Raw genomic sequence first — 13,824 nt, 5'->3', positions numbered from 1 at the left:
CGGCGGTCGCGAGAGACCTGGCTGGTCAGGGGCGGTCGGCGCAGAGCGTGAGCGCCGGGCTGCGGTACACGATGGCGTGCGGCAGCTCGTCGGGGGTCTCGGTCCAGTTGGGCACGTCCTTGCCGCAGACCGACGCGTCCGCGGTCCCCTCTGACACTTTGGCGACCCGGTAGGTGGCCGAGGACCCGCAGGCGACCTTGGACACCTTACCGGTGGGGAAGCCGACCTCCTGGTAGAAGCAGTCGCCCTCCTTCGCGTTCAGCGTCAGGCACAGCTGACTGCGGGATCGGCGGCTGCCGACCTGGACGTATCCGTTGGTGACGTCGTCGCAGCGGTCCGCCTTCTTGATCACCTTGTAGGCGGCCCGCGGGGTGGTGCACGCGACGATGTGGAAGTCCTCCTGAACGGTCTTGCCGCCCTTTCCGAGCGCTTCGAGGCAGGAGCCGACCTGGGCGTTGCCCGGGTCGTCCTCGGCCGCGCAGCCCCCGGCCGCCGCGATCAGGAGCGCGCAGGTGAGGCCCACGGCGAGGCGGGCGACAGGACGGTGGCGGTCATTCGTGGTGCCGATCATGGCACGGCAGCGTAACCACCTCGCCGGACGCTTCCGCTCATTTACAAAATCGCCGAAGCGTCCTGGCTGGGGCCCTGTGTGCTCCGGATGATCCGGGCGATCTCCGGGGCGTGGGTGAAGACCAGCCCATGGTCGGCATCGAGCCAGGATGTGGTGATGTGCGGCTGCGCGCGGACAAGCCGCTCGATACCGGCACGCCAGTTCCGGTTGAAGCCCGGCGCGCGCCCTTCACCGCTGTCGCCGGCCATCGAGGTCGACATGATCATGCTGATGGGCCGGTCGATCCTCCCGTACCGGTCGAGGATCCTGGACCGAACCACGTCGATCTCGAGGTTCAGGTCGAGAATCTCCTGAGCGGTGAGCAACACCTGACGCGCGGTGCCCCGCCCGGCCTCCTGCCGCGTCGCCATCTCCGCCCACATGGCACGGAACTCCGGCAGGGCGGCCTCGGTGATGAACGGTTCGGGCACCGGGTTCGCCCCGTCGATGAGAACGAGCTCGGCGACGGCTTCGGGGTGCTCGGAGGCGAAGTGCATGGCCAGATCCGCGCCCAGCGAGTAACCCACGAGCACGGGCGCCGTACTCGGCTCCGCCATCACGGCGGCCAGGTCACTGAGGAACGCCTCGAAGGAGTACCGGTCGGCGGCCGAGGCGAGGCCATGGCCCCGGAGGTCGAAGGTCACCACGTCGTGGTCGCGCCGCAGCAGTCCGGCCAGCTCGTGCAGGTCGGCCTGCGTCGAGTTCAGCCCGGGGCACAGCACCAGCGGTCGTCCCTGACCGCCGCGAGTCACCGGGATCGTGACGCCGTCGTGGTGGATCGTGAAGTGCCGCATCGTCCTGTCGCCTCTCAACCCGCATCGGTTTCTCGGTCCCGCCACCATGCTGGGACATTGACCCTGCGTCAGGGTCAAACCGTCGGCTCAGCCGCCGATCACCTGAGGCCGTCCACGGGAGGGTCCGGCCGGCTGGGTCGAACTGTGGAGACTCTTGTTCACCTCTGATCTTCTTGCGCGCTATGTCACACCACTGTGCGTAGGCAAGGATTCGACGGAGATGTCGGAGCGGCCCACGCTGGGCCGCCCCGGCGCGGCGGCTGCTCGGCGGCCTGCGGACGGAGTTCGAGGAGGTCGTGACGACCATGACGGTCTGGCGCAACCTACCACCCGCGGTGGTCTACGTGGCCCGCCGCCCCCGGGCGGCACACCCCTGACCTGGGGAACTCCTAGCCTCGCACACGACCGGGCGATGCGCTGTCTCGACCACCCGGGGGTTCCGCTGCCGGCATCTCAGCGCAGCGTGGTCATGAGGTCGAGCGGGCCGTCGGAGGCCGCGTCCAGGACGGCCGGCAGATCCGTCCGCCGTACCGCCGCGACGATCCTGGACTCGCCGCCCGCGGGCGGGCGCGCGTCCAGGACCACGACCTCGGCGTACGTGCCGTCTTCGCCGGTGACGGCACGCATGGTGAGCCCGCGGGCGGTGGGCGCGGGCGGGAGCATGGACGCCTCGACGGGGATCACGATGACGACCCGGTCGTGCACGGCGGCGGGCAGGCGGGGGCCGAGGCCGGCCGGGTTGAGGGGCGCGTTCGCCGGGACGGGCGTCAGGGTGTAGCGGCCCAGAACCGACGTGGCACCAGGGGTTCGGGCGGCCGAGGCGCGGACATCGCCCGCGGCGATGACGTGGAACGGCGGCAACGCGTTCGCGGCGCGGGCCATGGGAGGCGGCGAGGAGAACAGCCCCACGATCGGCCGGCCGGCGGCGGTGAGCGCGCCGACGACGACGGCCCCGGCCAGCACCCAAGGCATCAGCCGAAACCGGGCGGCGACCGGGACCCGCTGAGCGGCGTCGTCGGTGACAGGCGGCGGCGCCGGCAATGCGGCGTCGCCGGTGGCAGGTGGTGGGGCCGGCGACCCAGCCGATTCGGTGACAGGCGGCAGTGCCGGCGACCCAGCGGCGCCGGCGGCAGACGGCGGGGCGGTGGTGGGGACGGGAGATAGCTCCTGTGGAGCGGCTTTCGGGGGTACGGCTTTCGGGGGTACGGCTTTCGGGGGTACGGCTTTCGCGGGTGCGCCGGGGGCGGCGGGGCGGGGCCGGGGTTGGGGTGAGGGCCGGGGGTAGCCGAGGTGGCGGGTGGCGGTCGAGTCCGGGGCCGCCCTGGGCCCACAGCTGATCGAGGGCCGCCCAGCGCTCCAGCTCCGCGCCGTAGTCCTGGGGTCGTTCCAGGCCCATCTCGTCCAGCAGGCGCCAGCGGTAGACGTCGAAGGCCGTTCGTACGAGGTGGGCGTACGTGCGGCCGCGGTGCACCGCGCCCAGGTACCCCAGCCAGGCCACGGCCAGCCCTGCGAGGACACAGATCGGGCCGCCGTACCAGGGCAGCAGGAGCGCCGCCGGCACACCACCGGCGACCGCGAAGAGGCCGCCCAGCGCGCTCACGGTGACCATCAGCTCAAGACCGGCGGCGGCGTTCGCGAACGTCTGCGTGAACTCCGCGGGCAACACCCCGTACAGGCGCGGCCACATGGTGGGCGCGTCGATGAAGTACCGGCGCGCGTGCTCCTCGGCGGCACGCAGCACGTTCCCCAGCCGCGTCGCCTGCACCCTCGACGCGGCCAGCGGATAGTCCGTCGTGGTCCGGCCCTGCTCGTGGTGCTCCTGCCAGACGGCCAGGTGGTGCGCCGACAACCGCCGCCGCAGCCGCCGGAGCAGCGGCACGCCGGCCCAGTACCCCTCGTACAACCGCAGCACGGGACCGTGCGCGGCCGAGACGATCTGCCCGGCGAACACGACGCCCAGCACCACGACGAGAGCGAGCAGCCCGAGATCGGCCGCGTCGAGCCGCTGCCACCACGCGCCGACCGCGCTCCACCCGACGCCACTGAAGATCACCGCGCAGACCGCGATCGCGAACGCCGTCACCGGCAGCAGCACACTGGTGATCAGCCGCCGGTCCAGGGACGCCGAGACGGTTTCGATGAGGCCGTTCACGCGGAGGTGTCCCACTCGGGGACCAGGTCGTGGACCGGGACGGGAGTCTTGCAGACCGTCCGGTCCGTCGGCAGGTAGCCCCGGTAGGCGTGTGTCAGGCCGCATACGCGGCATCGGATGAGCGGCCCCGCCGAGGCCACGAGGTCCTCCCGTGGGCCGTGCAGGGTCGCGTCGTCGCTGGGCGTCGGATTGGACAGCTCCCGTTCGAGCCCCTCGGACAGCGCGGTCTCGAGCGCCTGCCGCCGGATCACGCCGGTCAGCCGCCCCTCGTCCAGGACGACCAGGCCGGGCAGTCCGGTGCCCAGCGTCTCAAGAAGCTCGACATCGGACAGGATGGCCAGCACCGGGACGCCCGGGGCCACCGCGACGGCCGGCCCGGCACCCTCCGGACCGACCACCCAGCGCGGGCTCCCCCGCTCGTCCACCACGACGGTCATGGTCGCCGACGTCTCCGGCGCCTCGGCCACCGAGCGGACGCCGTAGTCGTCACTCACGAGGTCGGCCGCACGGCTCTCGTCGTGCTCCTCCATGCCTCTCCTCTCACTGCCGGTGCCCCACCAGGCCGAAGGGCGCCCTCGCACGGCCTCTCCGCGGCCGGGTCCCCGCTTCGATGTCGCGCCCGGCGGCGCGCGCGTTACCCCCGGGATGCGCGTCCCGCCGGGTGCTAGCCTTGGCTGCTCGGCGCTGGAATCGAGAGGCCAGGCACATGACGGGCGGCAGGACGCGGTTGAGCGAGGCGCTCCGCCTGGCCACCGTCGCCCTCCGCGGAAACGGCGGCGAGGGCACGGGGTTCTTCGTCGCGCCCCGGCTCGTGCTCACCTGCGCGCATGTCGTCGCGAAACCCGGTGACCCGCTGCCCGGCGCCGTCACGGGCACCTGGGGAGAGGTCGAGCTGGAGCTGGAGGTCCTGCCGCGGTTCCACCGGCCGGGCAGCCACAACGGCCCCGACCTCGCCCTGCTGCGTTCCCCCATCGACCTGGAGCACGCCTGCCCCCGGCTGGGCGCCGGGGTCGCTCCCGGTGACGAGTTGTGGATCTTCGGCTATCCCTCCGGCACGTACCGGGGCGGGGACGCCGTACGCGCCGTCTACGAGGGCCCGTCCGAACGCTCCGACGGCACGCCACTGCTGCGGGTCGCGAACGGAGTACTCGGGCCCGGGCACAGCGGCGCGCCCGCGCTCAACTGGCGGACGGGCCTGGTGTGCGGGATGGTCCGCTCAGGGGAGAACATCAGCCTGGTCAGATCCCCGGTGGCCCGGCTCGAACCGGCGCGCGTCGTCCTCGCGGCCTTCCCCCACCTCGGGCAGCCGCCTCCGGCGCGGTCGGACTGGCTCGACCTGCTCACCGACGAGCAACTCGCCGCGGGTGACCAGCCGATCCCCGGCCCGCGATTACGCGAATACCTGCGAGCCGTACGCGACGCCGCCCGCGAGCACCCCTACCGGCTCTCCCCCGCCGACGCGCCCCCCTTGCCCACCGTCTATCTCCGCCAGTGGGCGACGGCCGAGCAACCCGACTCCCCCGGCCCCGAGTACGAGAACGCCGACGACGTCATCGACCGGCACACCGGCGTGCAGATCATCGGCGAGCCCGGGATGGGCAAGTCGAGCCTGCTGCGGCACATCACCGAGCGCACCGCCGGCGCCTGGCTCGACGGGCACCAGGACGGCGCGGTGCCGATCCTGGTCCACGCGAGCGCGCTCACCAAGTCCCTGAGCCTGCCGGACGCCCTCGCCGCCGGAGTCATCGAGGAGCTGGGGCCGAACATCGGCACGCGCGAGCTGGCCGACCTGTTCACCCGGCCGCCGCTGCCCGGGGTCGCCTGGCTGGTCCTGGTCGACGGGCTCGACGAGGTGCTCGATCAGCAGCGCAGAAGCCGGATCGTCACCGTGGTGGCACGTCACCGGGAGTCCTCGTCCCACCTGCGGTTCGTGCTCACCAGCCGGCCGCTGCCGCCGTACGCGACGCAGCGGCTGCACACGCCCGCGACGCCCACGTACGTGCTGGAACGGTTCACCGACGAGCAGCTCGAGGCGTTCGCGGAGGGCTGGTTCGCCGCGCTGCGCCTGTCCGAACCGGTGGAGACCGCCCGTACGTTCGTCACCCGGCTCCAGCGCGGCAAGTTCCGCCAGCTCGCCCGGGTCCCCCTGATCGCGACCATGCTGTGCATCGTCTTCGCGGCCGATCCCCAGGCCCGGATCCCGCTGAACAGGGCCGAACTCTACGAACGGTTCGTCCGGCGCCTGCTGAACAAGGCGATCGACGCCGTCGACATGCGCGCCCAGCTCCACGACCAGGTGCGGCCCTACGGCGCGGCGGCTCAGGAGGCGGCGGACTCGTTGCTCGACACCCTCCCCAAGCGCCTCGGCGAGCTGGCTCACCGCCTGCAGTACGACCTGCCGCCACCACCGGACGAGCCGCCGTCGTGGCCGGCCGCGGCCGATCACGACCTGTGGCGCGCCATGGTGAACGAGACCCTGCGGCAGTGCGGCCTGCTCGTCGAACGCGGCGACACGTTCGTCTTCATCCACCAGACCATCCAGGAATTCCTGGCGGCACGCCACCTGGCCCACCACCACTCACCGCCCGGACGGTGGCGCGGTCACGAGGTGATCGAGGAGGAGCCGCAATGGCCGTGGCGGCACGCCGAGGTCATGCTCTTCATGGTGGGGATCTGGGCCGACCGGGGCGACAACATCAAACCGGCGCTGCTCCGGCTGCTGCGGCACGGCCAGGTCGAGTTCGTCGCCGAGCTGGCCCACCGGGGCGTCCCGCTGCCGCCCACCGTCAGCGCGAAGGCCGTCACCGAGCTCCGGCGGCAGGTGCTCAACTCCCGGCTGGAGCACGCCGCATGGGCCGTGCACCGCGGGCTGCTCATCGACCTGGACCCTGACGTGGCCGCGCAGGCGCTCGCCGAGCTGGCCCGCAACCCGAACGCCGCCAGCTTCCGCCGCCTGGAGTCGGCCCAGGTCCTCCTCTCCCTCGACGAGCACCTCGGCAAGTCGGCCCTGGAGGAGATCTCACGGGACAGCAGTTCCGGCAACAACCCGGTTCGGGCGGCCCGGCTGCTGTTCGACCACGACAGGCGCCTCGGGGTCGCCGCGCTCAACGCCATCGTGCGCGACACCTCCATCCATGGCAGCCTCCGCGTGGACGCCGGGCACATCCTGCTCCAGAGCCATCCCGAGGCGGGGGTGTCGGCGCTCACCCACCTCGTACGCGACACCGCCGCCACCCCGGACGAGGCCCGCCTGCAGGCCGCGCGGATCCTGGCCCCCAGGGACACCACCCCGCTGCGTGACCTCGCCACCCAGCACCAGACCGCGAGCGCGGTGCGGATCCGCGCGGCGACCGAACTCGCCGGACTTGACCACGCCGCCGGACTGACCGCCTTCCAGCACCTCGCCACCGACCGTTCGCTCACCGTGGAAGAACGGCTGACGGCCATCGATCACCTTCCGGACCCGCAGGCCGCCGACGCCCTGCACACCGCCCTCGCCGACCACCGGTACGAACGCCAGGACAAGGAGCTGGTCGCCGACCGGCTCGGCCCGCTCGACCCCGGCGGCGCCGCCGACGCCCTGATCGGCATCGTCGACCACGAGCTCAAGGAGGGTAACGGGCTCAAGGCGGCCGAGCGGCTGCGGCTCGTCCAGAAGGCCACACGGTACTCGCCCGACCGTGGCGTCCCGGCGCTGCGTGAGTTCGCCACAGACCGCAACGTCCCTGAACGGCTGCGGCTCTCCGGCCTCGAATCCGTGCTCAGCCTCTCCCCCGCCACCGGCCTGGACCTGCTGTCCGCGCTGAGCTCGGATCGGTCCGTCAGCGCCCAGAACCGGCTCGACCTCGCCGGCCGCCTGCTGACCGCCGACAAGGAGCGCGGCCTGGACGCGCTGACGACCATCGCCAAGGACGTCACCGTCGGAGCCGAGGCCGTGACGGCCGCCAAAAAGGTAGCGACAGAGGTCCCGGCACGCGGGGTCGCGCTTCTCAAGGCCATCGCCCGCGGAAACTCCCGCAATGACGGCGTACGCGCCATGGCCGCCATCGCCATCGGAAAACGGGCCCCGGCCGCCGGGCAGGTCGAACGCCAACTCCTGATCTCGGAGTTCAACGTCACCCTGCAACGACTGCGCCGCCAGCAAAGGGACGCCCCCGGGGGGAACGACTTCTCCTTGGGCCCCAACAGGGATTACCTGGAGAACTCGATCAGAGACCTGGAAGAACTGATCAGAAGCCTGTGGTGACGCACATCGCGTCTGCCGCATGCGGGTGATGGCCGTCCAGCCGCCGTCGAGCGGAACCCTGGTCCGGTCGTACGTGTGCGACGGCCGTACGATCGTCGCCGGAAGCCGTCGTCGCGGTGGGCCGCCACGAGCAGGTCCTCGCACGCGATCTTGTTACGCGAATATTCCAGGAAGGGGTTGCGCAGCGGCGTCGACTCCACGATGGGCACCCGGCCGGGCGGCGTCTGGTACGCCGAGGCGGAGCTGATGAACACGTACTGCCCGGTCCGGCCGCGGAACATGTCGATGTCGGCCTGAACCTGCTGTGGTGTGTAGGCCACCCAGTTCACCACGACGTCGAACTCCCGGTCGCCGAGCGCGGCCAGGGCGGAGCCGGGGTCCCGGATGTCGGCGCGCAGGGTGGTGGTCTCCGGTGGCAGGGGACGGTGTGTGCTGTGGCCACGATTGAGCACCGACAGGTCGATGCCACGGGCCACGGCCAGCCAGGAGCAGGCGGAGCTGATGATGCCGCTGCCGCCGATGAACAGGACCTTGAGTGATGGCACGATCTCGCCTTCCGATCTTCGGTCGAGGGCTTCACACACAGGCGGAGACGATCCGGGAATGTGTCGTTGCCGGCCCGGCAGCCCATGACACCCCGCCGCCCGGGCAGGCGGCCCGGGCGGCGGCCGGTCAGGACGGCGACGCGGTGGGTACGGGGACCCGCAGCTCGGCGCCTTCACCCCGGGGAACCGAGCCCCGGGCGTCGGGCCGGTGCCGTGCCAGCAGGTCCAGGCCCAGGCGCGCCCGGCGTACTCGCTCGCGGCTGAGCGCCACCGTGGTGGCCTCCAGGTGGGTCCCGGCCGGGTAGACGTCCGGGGCGTTCCGCAGTCCGAACTTGATGTGCACCGGAGCGGCGACCTGGACCAGTGTGGGCAGCTCATAGTGGCGGACGAATCCGCCGAGGTTGTCGGGGGCCTCCACGTACACGTCGAGCGGGATGTCGACGGCGGCGCGGATCGCGGCGATCTGCCCGAGGGTCAGGTCGGTGGGGAGGTTGAGGCTGTCGGCGCCCAGGTCCGCAAGGATCCGCGCCGACTCGGGGTTGGCGGCGGGCAGCATCACCGAGACCTTGGCCTGCATGTCCGGGGGCAGGTGTCCGGCCGATCTGAGCCGGCCGAAGACGGACAGCACGCCGAGGTCGGCGATGAGCACGCTGCGGAACCCGTACTCGGCCGCCCGCAGGATCTCGTCCAGCACCGCCGCGACCTGGTCCTGCCCGCGGGCCGTCGGCGCCAGGACCATGCCCGCGGGGCTGCGGGCCATCGCGGAGGCGTCCCAGCCCGCGCAGGGGCGGGCGAAGAGGCTGACCTCGACCCCGGCCTCAGCGGCCAGGGCCGCCATGTCGCGCAACTCGGCGCCGGTGAGAAGGCCGACCCCCGTGCCCTGGGACACCCGGGTGACCGGCACGCCGAGCGTCCGCGCCTCGGCCAGCACCGCGGCCAGGCACGCCGGACCCTCGACGCTGGGGATCTCCACCCGATACCGCGCGCCGTCGGGGAACCGCCCTGGCGAGTCCGGCAGGTCGCGTAGGTCGCCCGGCGGCAGCCCGAGCGTGGTCAGCAGTTCCGCCGGGCGCGGCATGCCGGCCGGCGTGGCGGCCGGCGTGGCGGCCGCGCCGCCGGTGCCGGTCACGCGTGCCTCGCCGGCGACGCGGCCGACCCGGGGGCGGCGGCCGGCGCGCCCCGGACGAGTTCTTCGGTGATCTTCACTGTGCCTCCATAGGTCCGGGGAGATCGCACGCGCGGCCCATCCGCCCAGATGTGAGCGGTGCATTCGGGGTACGGGATCGAGGACGGCGCCTGTCTCTCAGTCGTCGGCGTCGCTCGTGGGCAGGGTCAGGAACGCGCGCAGGTCCATGCGGGTCTGCACGAGGTGCTCACGCATGGCCTCCGCGGCGCCCCGGGCGTCCCGGTCGCGGACCGCGGCCAGGATCCGGGCGTGCTCGTCCATGATGTCGTCCATCGTGCGCCCTCGGGCGAGGTGTCCGCGGAGGCTGCGCAACCGGCTCTGACGCATGGGCTCATCCATCGCCTCGACTAAGAAGCTGATCATCTGGTTGCCGCTCGCCGCGGCGAGGACGGCATGGAAACGCACGTCCGCCTGGTTGAACGACTCCTCGTCATCCGCCTGGCCCATCGTGCTGAAGGCCAGGTCGAGCGAGGTCAGTGCCGTACTCGTGGCGTGCTGCGCCGCGAGCGTCGTGGCGTGCACCTCAAGGGCGAGCCGCACCTCGATGAGCTCCAGCAGGTTACGCGGGTCGCGGCGCAGCGAGGCGGCGAAGAATCCGCTCAGCGGGTCCGCGTTGGGGTGGGCGATGGCCGGACGGCGGCCGTGCCGCACTTCGAGCAGGCCACGGGCCTGCAGCGTGCGCACGCCCTCGCGCACGGTGAGCCGGCTCACCCCCATCGTCGTCGCGAGTTCGCCCTCCGACGGGAGGAACTGACCCGGCTCCAGCCCGCCACCGAAGATGAGCTCCTCCAGGTGCCGCACCACGCCCGCGGTCCGCGACTCAGTCCGTGGCGCCTTCTCGTTGTCCATCGTGTCCCCTGCCGGTTCGGCATTACGGAGCCGGTATCTCCGATGCCCTGCCATGCGTTGGGCCATCGTTCCACGCCTAGGACCATCGCACATATCAGATAAGTCCTCAACCAGTCGCGGACAAGGTGAAGCCTGCGGTCAGCGGCTCGGCAATGACACAGCAGCTCAATGACGTGATCTTGTTCGGGCCTGGCGCCCAGTCTTGCCAAGTTATCTGTCAGACGTCCCGGGCGGCTCGGCGGCGGCGGGCGATCAGAGCGAGCCCGGCGATCAGGACCAGGGCGAGGACCGCCACGCCCGTGACGGTCCAGCGCCAGTCGAGGCTCGTCGCGGTCGCTTGGGCGGGTCGGGCCTGGACGCGGTGCGGCGACATCGCGCTGACCTTCGTCGGGCGGCCCAGGGCGGCGACGAGTTCGGCATCGACGGCGCCCGCCGGACCGGCTTGGCCGGGTGGCCGCTCCTCGGTGGGCCGCAGCGGGCCGGTGCCCTGCGCGACCGGCCGGTTCCCGGCACAGGAGCCCGAGGACAGGCCGGTCCCAGAGACGATCCCGTTGCTGGAGGTCGCGAACACGAGGTAGCGCGTGCCCTGGGTGAAGGCGTACCCGCACGCGGCACTTTCGACGTTCGTGGCGACGGTGAACTCGGCGGCAGGCGTGCCCTTGTAGACATGGTCCGCACGGAAGGTGTAAACGGCCCGCGACCCGACCGGACGGGAGTCGGACACCCGGGCTGCCGTGACGGTGCCCGTGAAGACCGCCTTCGCGTTGCCCACTGCCTGAGCCGGCGTCATTTCCGCGCACTTACAGGCGTGGGCCGCGGTGGACGTGGCCGTCACCAGGGCGGCGACGAGCGCGAGGAGTGTGAGCAGTCGGAGCGTCAGGCTGCCGGAGCGTACGACAGGCCGCAGATGGTGGCGCATCCCTCCATGATGCTGCAAACCGGCCCCGCCACCTGGTAACCCCTGCTTCGCCGGCATTTCGCCCGTGCGGCCCCGCGGAGGCGGGGTGACGGCGTTCGCGGCCGGCTTGCCGGGGTTCAGGTCTTCGCCCCGGAGACCCGTCCCGGCGACTTTACGTTGTAGATTCGCTTCAGGCCGAAGACGGGCGAGCCCGGTCGATCGCGGTGGCTCGGCCGGGCTCGTCCGGTTGGAGCCGGGTCAGGTGAGGTCGAACCGGTCGAGTTCCATCACCTTGGTCCAGGCCGCGACGAAGTCGGTGACGAACTTGTCGCGGGCACCCTGGCCGGCGTAGACCTCCGCGAGGGCCCGGAGCTGGGAGTTGGAGCCGAAGACGAGGTCGACCGCGGTGGCGGTCCACTTCACCTCATCGGTGGCCGCGTCCCTGATCTCGTACACGTGCTCCTCCGCCTCCGAGGTCTTCCACCGGGTGCCCGGGGAGAGCAGGTTGGTGAAGAAGTCGTTGGTGAGCACACCGGGCCGGTCGGTGAGGACGCCGTGCCGCGTACCGCCGAAGTTGGCTCCGAGGGAGCGCAGGCCGCCGATGAGGACGGTCATTTCCGGCGGGGTCAGATTGAGCATGTAGGCACGGTCGACGAGCAGCACCTCCGGCTGGGTCTTCTCGCCGGAGCGCAGGTAGTTGCGGAACCCGTCGGCGCGCGGCTCCAGGACCCGGAACGACTCGACGTCGGTCTGCTCCTGGGTGGCGTCGGTGCGGCCCGGGTGGAACGGCACCGTCACCGCCACGCCTGCCTCGCGTGCCGCCCGCTCGACAGCGGCCGAGCCGGCCAGCACGATCAGGTCGGCGAGCGAGATCTTCGCGCCGCCGGCCCCGTTGAACTCGCGCTGGATGCCCTCCAGAGTGTCCAGGACCGTCGCGAGCCGCCCGGGCTCGTTGACCTCCCAGCCGCGCTGCGGCTCCAGGCGAAGCCGGGCGCCGTTGGCGCCGCCGCGCTTGTCGGTGGAGCGGAAGCTCGCGGCGGCGGCCCAGGCGGTGGAGACCAACTGGGCGGTCGTGAGGCCCGACTCCAGGACCTTCGCCTTGAGAGCGGCGACGTCGGCGTCACCCACGAGTTCGTGGTCGACGGCCGGCACCGGGTCCTGCCACAACTGGGGCTCGGCGACCCACGGCCCGAGGAAGCGGCTGACCGGACCCATGTCGCGGTGCAGCAGCTTGTACCAGGCCTTGGCGAAGGCCAGCGCGAACTCCTCCGGGTTCTCCATGAAGTGGCGGGAGATCTTCTGGTACGTCGGGTCGACGCGCAGCGCCAGGTCGGTCGTGAGCATCGTCGGCTTGTGCTTCTTCGACGGGTCGTAGGCGTCCGGGATGATCGCCTCGGCGTCCTTCGCGACCCACTGCTTCGCGCCGCCGGGGCTCGTGGCGGGCTCCCACTCGTACCCGAAGAGGATCTCGAAGAAGCGGTTGCTCCACTGGGTCGGCCGGTCGGACCACGTCACCTCCAGACCGCTGGTGATCGCGTCAGCGCCCTTGCCGGTGCCATAGCCGCTCAGCCAGCCCAGGCCCTGCGCCTCCAGCGGGGCGCCCTCGGGCTCCGGCCCCACGTGGTCGTCCGCGACGCCGGCGCCGTGGGTCTTGCCGAACGTGTGGCCGCCGGCGATCAGGGCGACGGTCTCCTCGTCGTTCATAGCCATCCGCCTGAAGGTCTCGCGGATGAAACGCGCCGCCGCGGCCGGGTCCCCGCTGCCACGTGGACCCTCCGGGTTGACGTAGATGAGACCCATTTCGGTCGCGCCGAAGTTCGGCACCATCTCGGTGTCGGTGACGTAGCGCTCATCGCCGAGCCAGGCGTCCTCCAGCCCCCAGAAGATCTCCTCAGGCTCCCAGACGTCCTCGCGTCCGAAGCCGAAGCCGAAGGTCTTGAAGCCCATCGACTCCATGGCGACGTTGCCGGCGAGCACGAGCAGGTCGGCCCACGAGATCCGCTGGCCGTACTTCTGCTTGACCGGCCACAGCAGCCGGCGGGCCTTGTCGAGGTTGGCGTTGTCGGGCCAGCTGTTGAGCGGGGCGAACCGCTGAGCGCCGTCCCCGGCCCCGCCGCGGCCGTCGTAGATCCGGTACGTGCCCGCGGCGTGCCAGCTCATCCTGATCATCAGACCGCCGTAGTGGCCGAAGTCGGCCGGCCACCAGTCCTGCGAGGTGGTGAGCACCTCGACGATGTCCTGCTTGAGGGCCTCGACGTCGAGCTTCCTGAACTCCTCGGCGTAGCTGAAGCCCTCCGCCATCGGGTTGCCCTTGGACGAGTGCGCCCGCAGCACCGAGAGGTCGAGCTGGTTGGGCCACCAGTCCCGGTTCGTGTGCGGGCGGCCGCCGGTCTTCGGAGTGGGGGAGTCGATCGCCGGGTTCTCGCTCTCGCTGCCGTGCGCGGTCACGGAGTCATGCGCGACCGGGCAGCCGGCCGCCGTCTTCTGGTCCACGCCCTGCGCGCTGATAGGGGCGTTGTCCTGGGTGTCGCTCATTTTTACCTT

At 71.7% G+C, this 13,824-nt stretch carries 11 protein-coding genes; 2 read left to right on the top strand and 9 right to left on the bottom strand.

The window, feature by feature from the left end; all coding sequences use genetic code 11:
* Positions 1–25 precede the first annotated feature (25 nt).
* From ABGB18_RS01915 to ABGB18_RS01905, 3 genes are all read right to left on the bottom strand, one after another.
* Positions 26–571, bottom strand: a complete 546-nt coding sequence (locus ABGB18_RS01915) for a hypothetical protein (RefSeq protein ID WP_347693521.1) — start codon at positions 569–571, stop codon at positions 26–28.
* Positions 572–612: 41 nt separating this feature from the next.
* Complete coding sequence (locus ABGB18_RS01910) at positions 613–1,404, bottom strand: alpha/beta fold hydrolase (protein ID WP_347693520.1); 792 nt, start codon at positions 1,402–1,404, stop codon at positions 613–615.
* Between the two features lie 453 nt (positions 1,405–1,857).
* Positions 1,858–2,376 (bottom strand): hypothetical protein, encoded by a 519-nt coding sequence (locus tag ABGB18_RS01905; RefSeq protein ID WP_347693519.1) that lies wholly within the window; start codon positions 2,374–2,376, stop codon positions 1,858–1,860.
* Positions 2,377–3,005: 629 nt separating this feature from the next.
* On the opposite strand from ABGB18_RS01905, the gene ABGB18_RS01900 reads away from it, so the two are divergent.
* On the top strand, positions 3,006–3,191 hold the full coding sequence (locus ABGB18_RS01900; RefSeq protein WP_347693518.1) for a hypothetical protein: 186 nt from the start codon (positions 3,006–3,008) through the stop codon (positions 3,189–3,191).
* Positions 3,192–3,552: 361 nt separating this feature from the next.
* Here the strand turns inward: ABGB18_RS01900 and ABGB18_RS01895 are convergent, their stop codons facing one another.
* A complete protein-coding gene (locus ABGB18_RS01895) occupies positions 3,553–4,086 on the bottom strand; it encodes a hypothetical protein (protein WP_347693517.1) in 534 nt (177 codons plus the stop codon).
* A gap of 176 nt (positions 4,087–4,262) precedes the next feature.
* On the opposite strand from ABGB18_RS01895, the gene ABGB18_RS01890 reads away from it, so the two are divergent.
* The gene (locus ABGB18_RS01890; RefSeq protein ID WP_347693516.1) at positions 4,263–7,802 is read left to right on the top strand and encodes a trypsin-like peptidase domain-containing protein; all 3,540 of its coding nucleotides are present in this window, start codon (positions 4,263–4,265) and stop codon (positions 7,800–7,802) included.
* Here ABGB18_RS01890 and ABGB18_RS01885 read toward each other — a convergent pair.
* From ABGB18_RS01885 to katG, 5 genes are all read right to left on the bottom strand, one after another.
* Complete coding sequence (locus ABGB18_RS01885) at positions 7,748–8,347, bottom strand: NAD-dependent epimerase/dehydratase family protein (RefSeq protein WP_347693515.1); 600 nt, start codon at positions 8,345–8,347, stop codon at positions 7,748–7,750. The genes ABGB18_RS01890 and ABGB18_RS01885 overlap by 55 nt on opposite strands.
* A 127-nt stretch (positions 8,348–8,474) precedes the next feature.
* Positions 8,475–9,476, bottom strand: coding sequence for a U32 family peptidase (locus ABGB18_RS01880; RefSeq protein WP_347693514.1), 1,002 nt, complete (start codon positions 9,474–9,476; stop codon positions 8,475–8,477).
* Positions 9,477–9,650: 174 nt separating this feature from the next.
* Positions 9,651–10,382, bottom strand: a complete 732-nt coding sequence (locus tag ABGB18_RS01875) for a FadR/GntR family transcriptional regulator (protein WP_347693512.1) — start codon at positions 10,380–10,382, stop codon at positions 9,651–9,653.
* A gap of 217 nt (positions 10,383–10,599) precedes the next feature.
* Entirely contained in the window at positions 10,600–11,301 is a 702-nt protein-coding gene (locus ABGB18_RS01870; RefSeq protein WP_347693510.1) for a hypothetical protein, read from the bottom strand.
* A gap of 237 nt (positions 11,302–11,538) precedes the next feature.
* Positions 11,539–13,815, bottom strand: coding sequence for a catalase/peroxidase HPI (gene katG / locus ABGB18_RS01865; RefSeq protein WP_347693509.1), 2,277 nt, complete (start codon positions 13,813–13,815; stop codon positions 11,539–11,541).
* Positions 13,816–13,824 lie beyond the last annotated feature (9 nt).

Source organism: Nonomuraea sp. B12E4 (genome assembly GCF_039871825.1).
Classification (GTDB): Bacteria; Actinomycetota; Actinomycetes; order Streptosporangiales; family Streptosporangiaceae; genus Nonomuraea.
Note: the sequence above shows the minus strand (reverse complement) of the source record. Positions and strands in the feature narration are given on the sequence as shown.

What these genes read in the sequence shown, in the direction of transcription:
- ABGB18_RS01915 (WP_347693521.1), bottom strand. Translation starts at nt 571, where the DNA reads ATGATCGGCACCACGAATGACCGCCACCGTCCTGTCGCCCGCCTCGCC.
- ABGB18_RS01910 (WP_347693520.1), bottom strand. Translation starts at nt 1,404, where the DNA reads ATGCGGCACTTCACGATCCACCACGACGGCGTCACGATCCCGGTGACT.
- ABGB18_RS01905 (WP_347693519.1), bottom strand. Translation starts at nt 2,376, where the DNA reads ATGCCTTGGGTGCTGGCCGGGGCCGTCGTCGTCGGCGCGCTCACCGCC.
- ABGB18_RS01895 (WP_347693517.1), bottom strand. Translation starts at nt 4,086, where the DNA reads ATGGAGGAGCACGACGAGAGCCGTGCGGCCGACCTCGTGAGTGACGAC.
- ABGB18_RS01890 (WP_347693516.1), top strand. Translation starts at nt 4,263, where the DNA reads ATGACGGGCGGCAGGACGCGGTTGAGCGAGGCGCTCCGCCTGGCCACC.
- ABGB18_RS01875 (WP_347693512.1), bottom strand. Translation starts at nt 10,382, where the DNA reads ATGGACAACGAGAAGGCGCCACGGACTGAGTCGCGGACCGCGGGCGTG.
- ABGB18_RS01870 (WP_347693510.1), bottom strand. Translation starts at nt 11,301, where the DNA reads ATGCGCCACCATCTGCGGCCTGTCGTACGCTCCGGCAGCCTGACGCTC.
- katG (WP_347693509.1), bottom strand. Translation starts at nt 13,815, where the DNA reads ATGAGCGACACCCAGGACAACGCCCCTATCAGCGCGCAGGGCGTGGAC.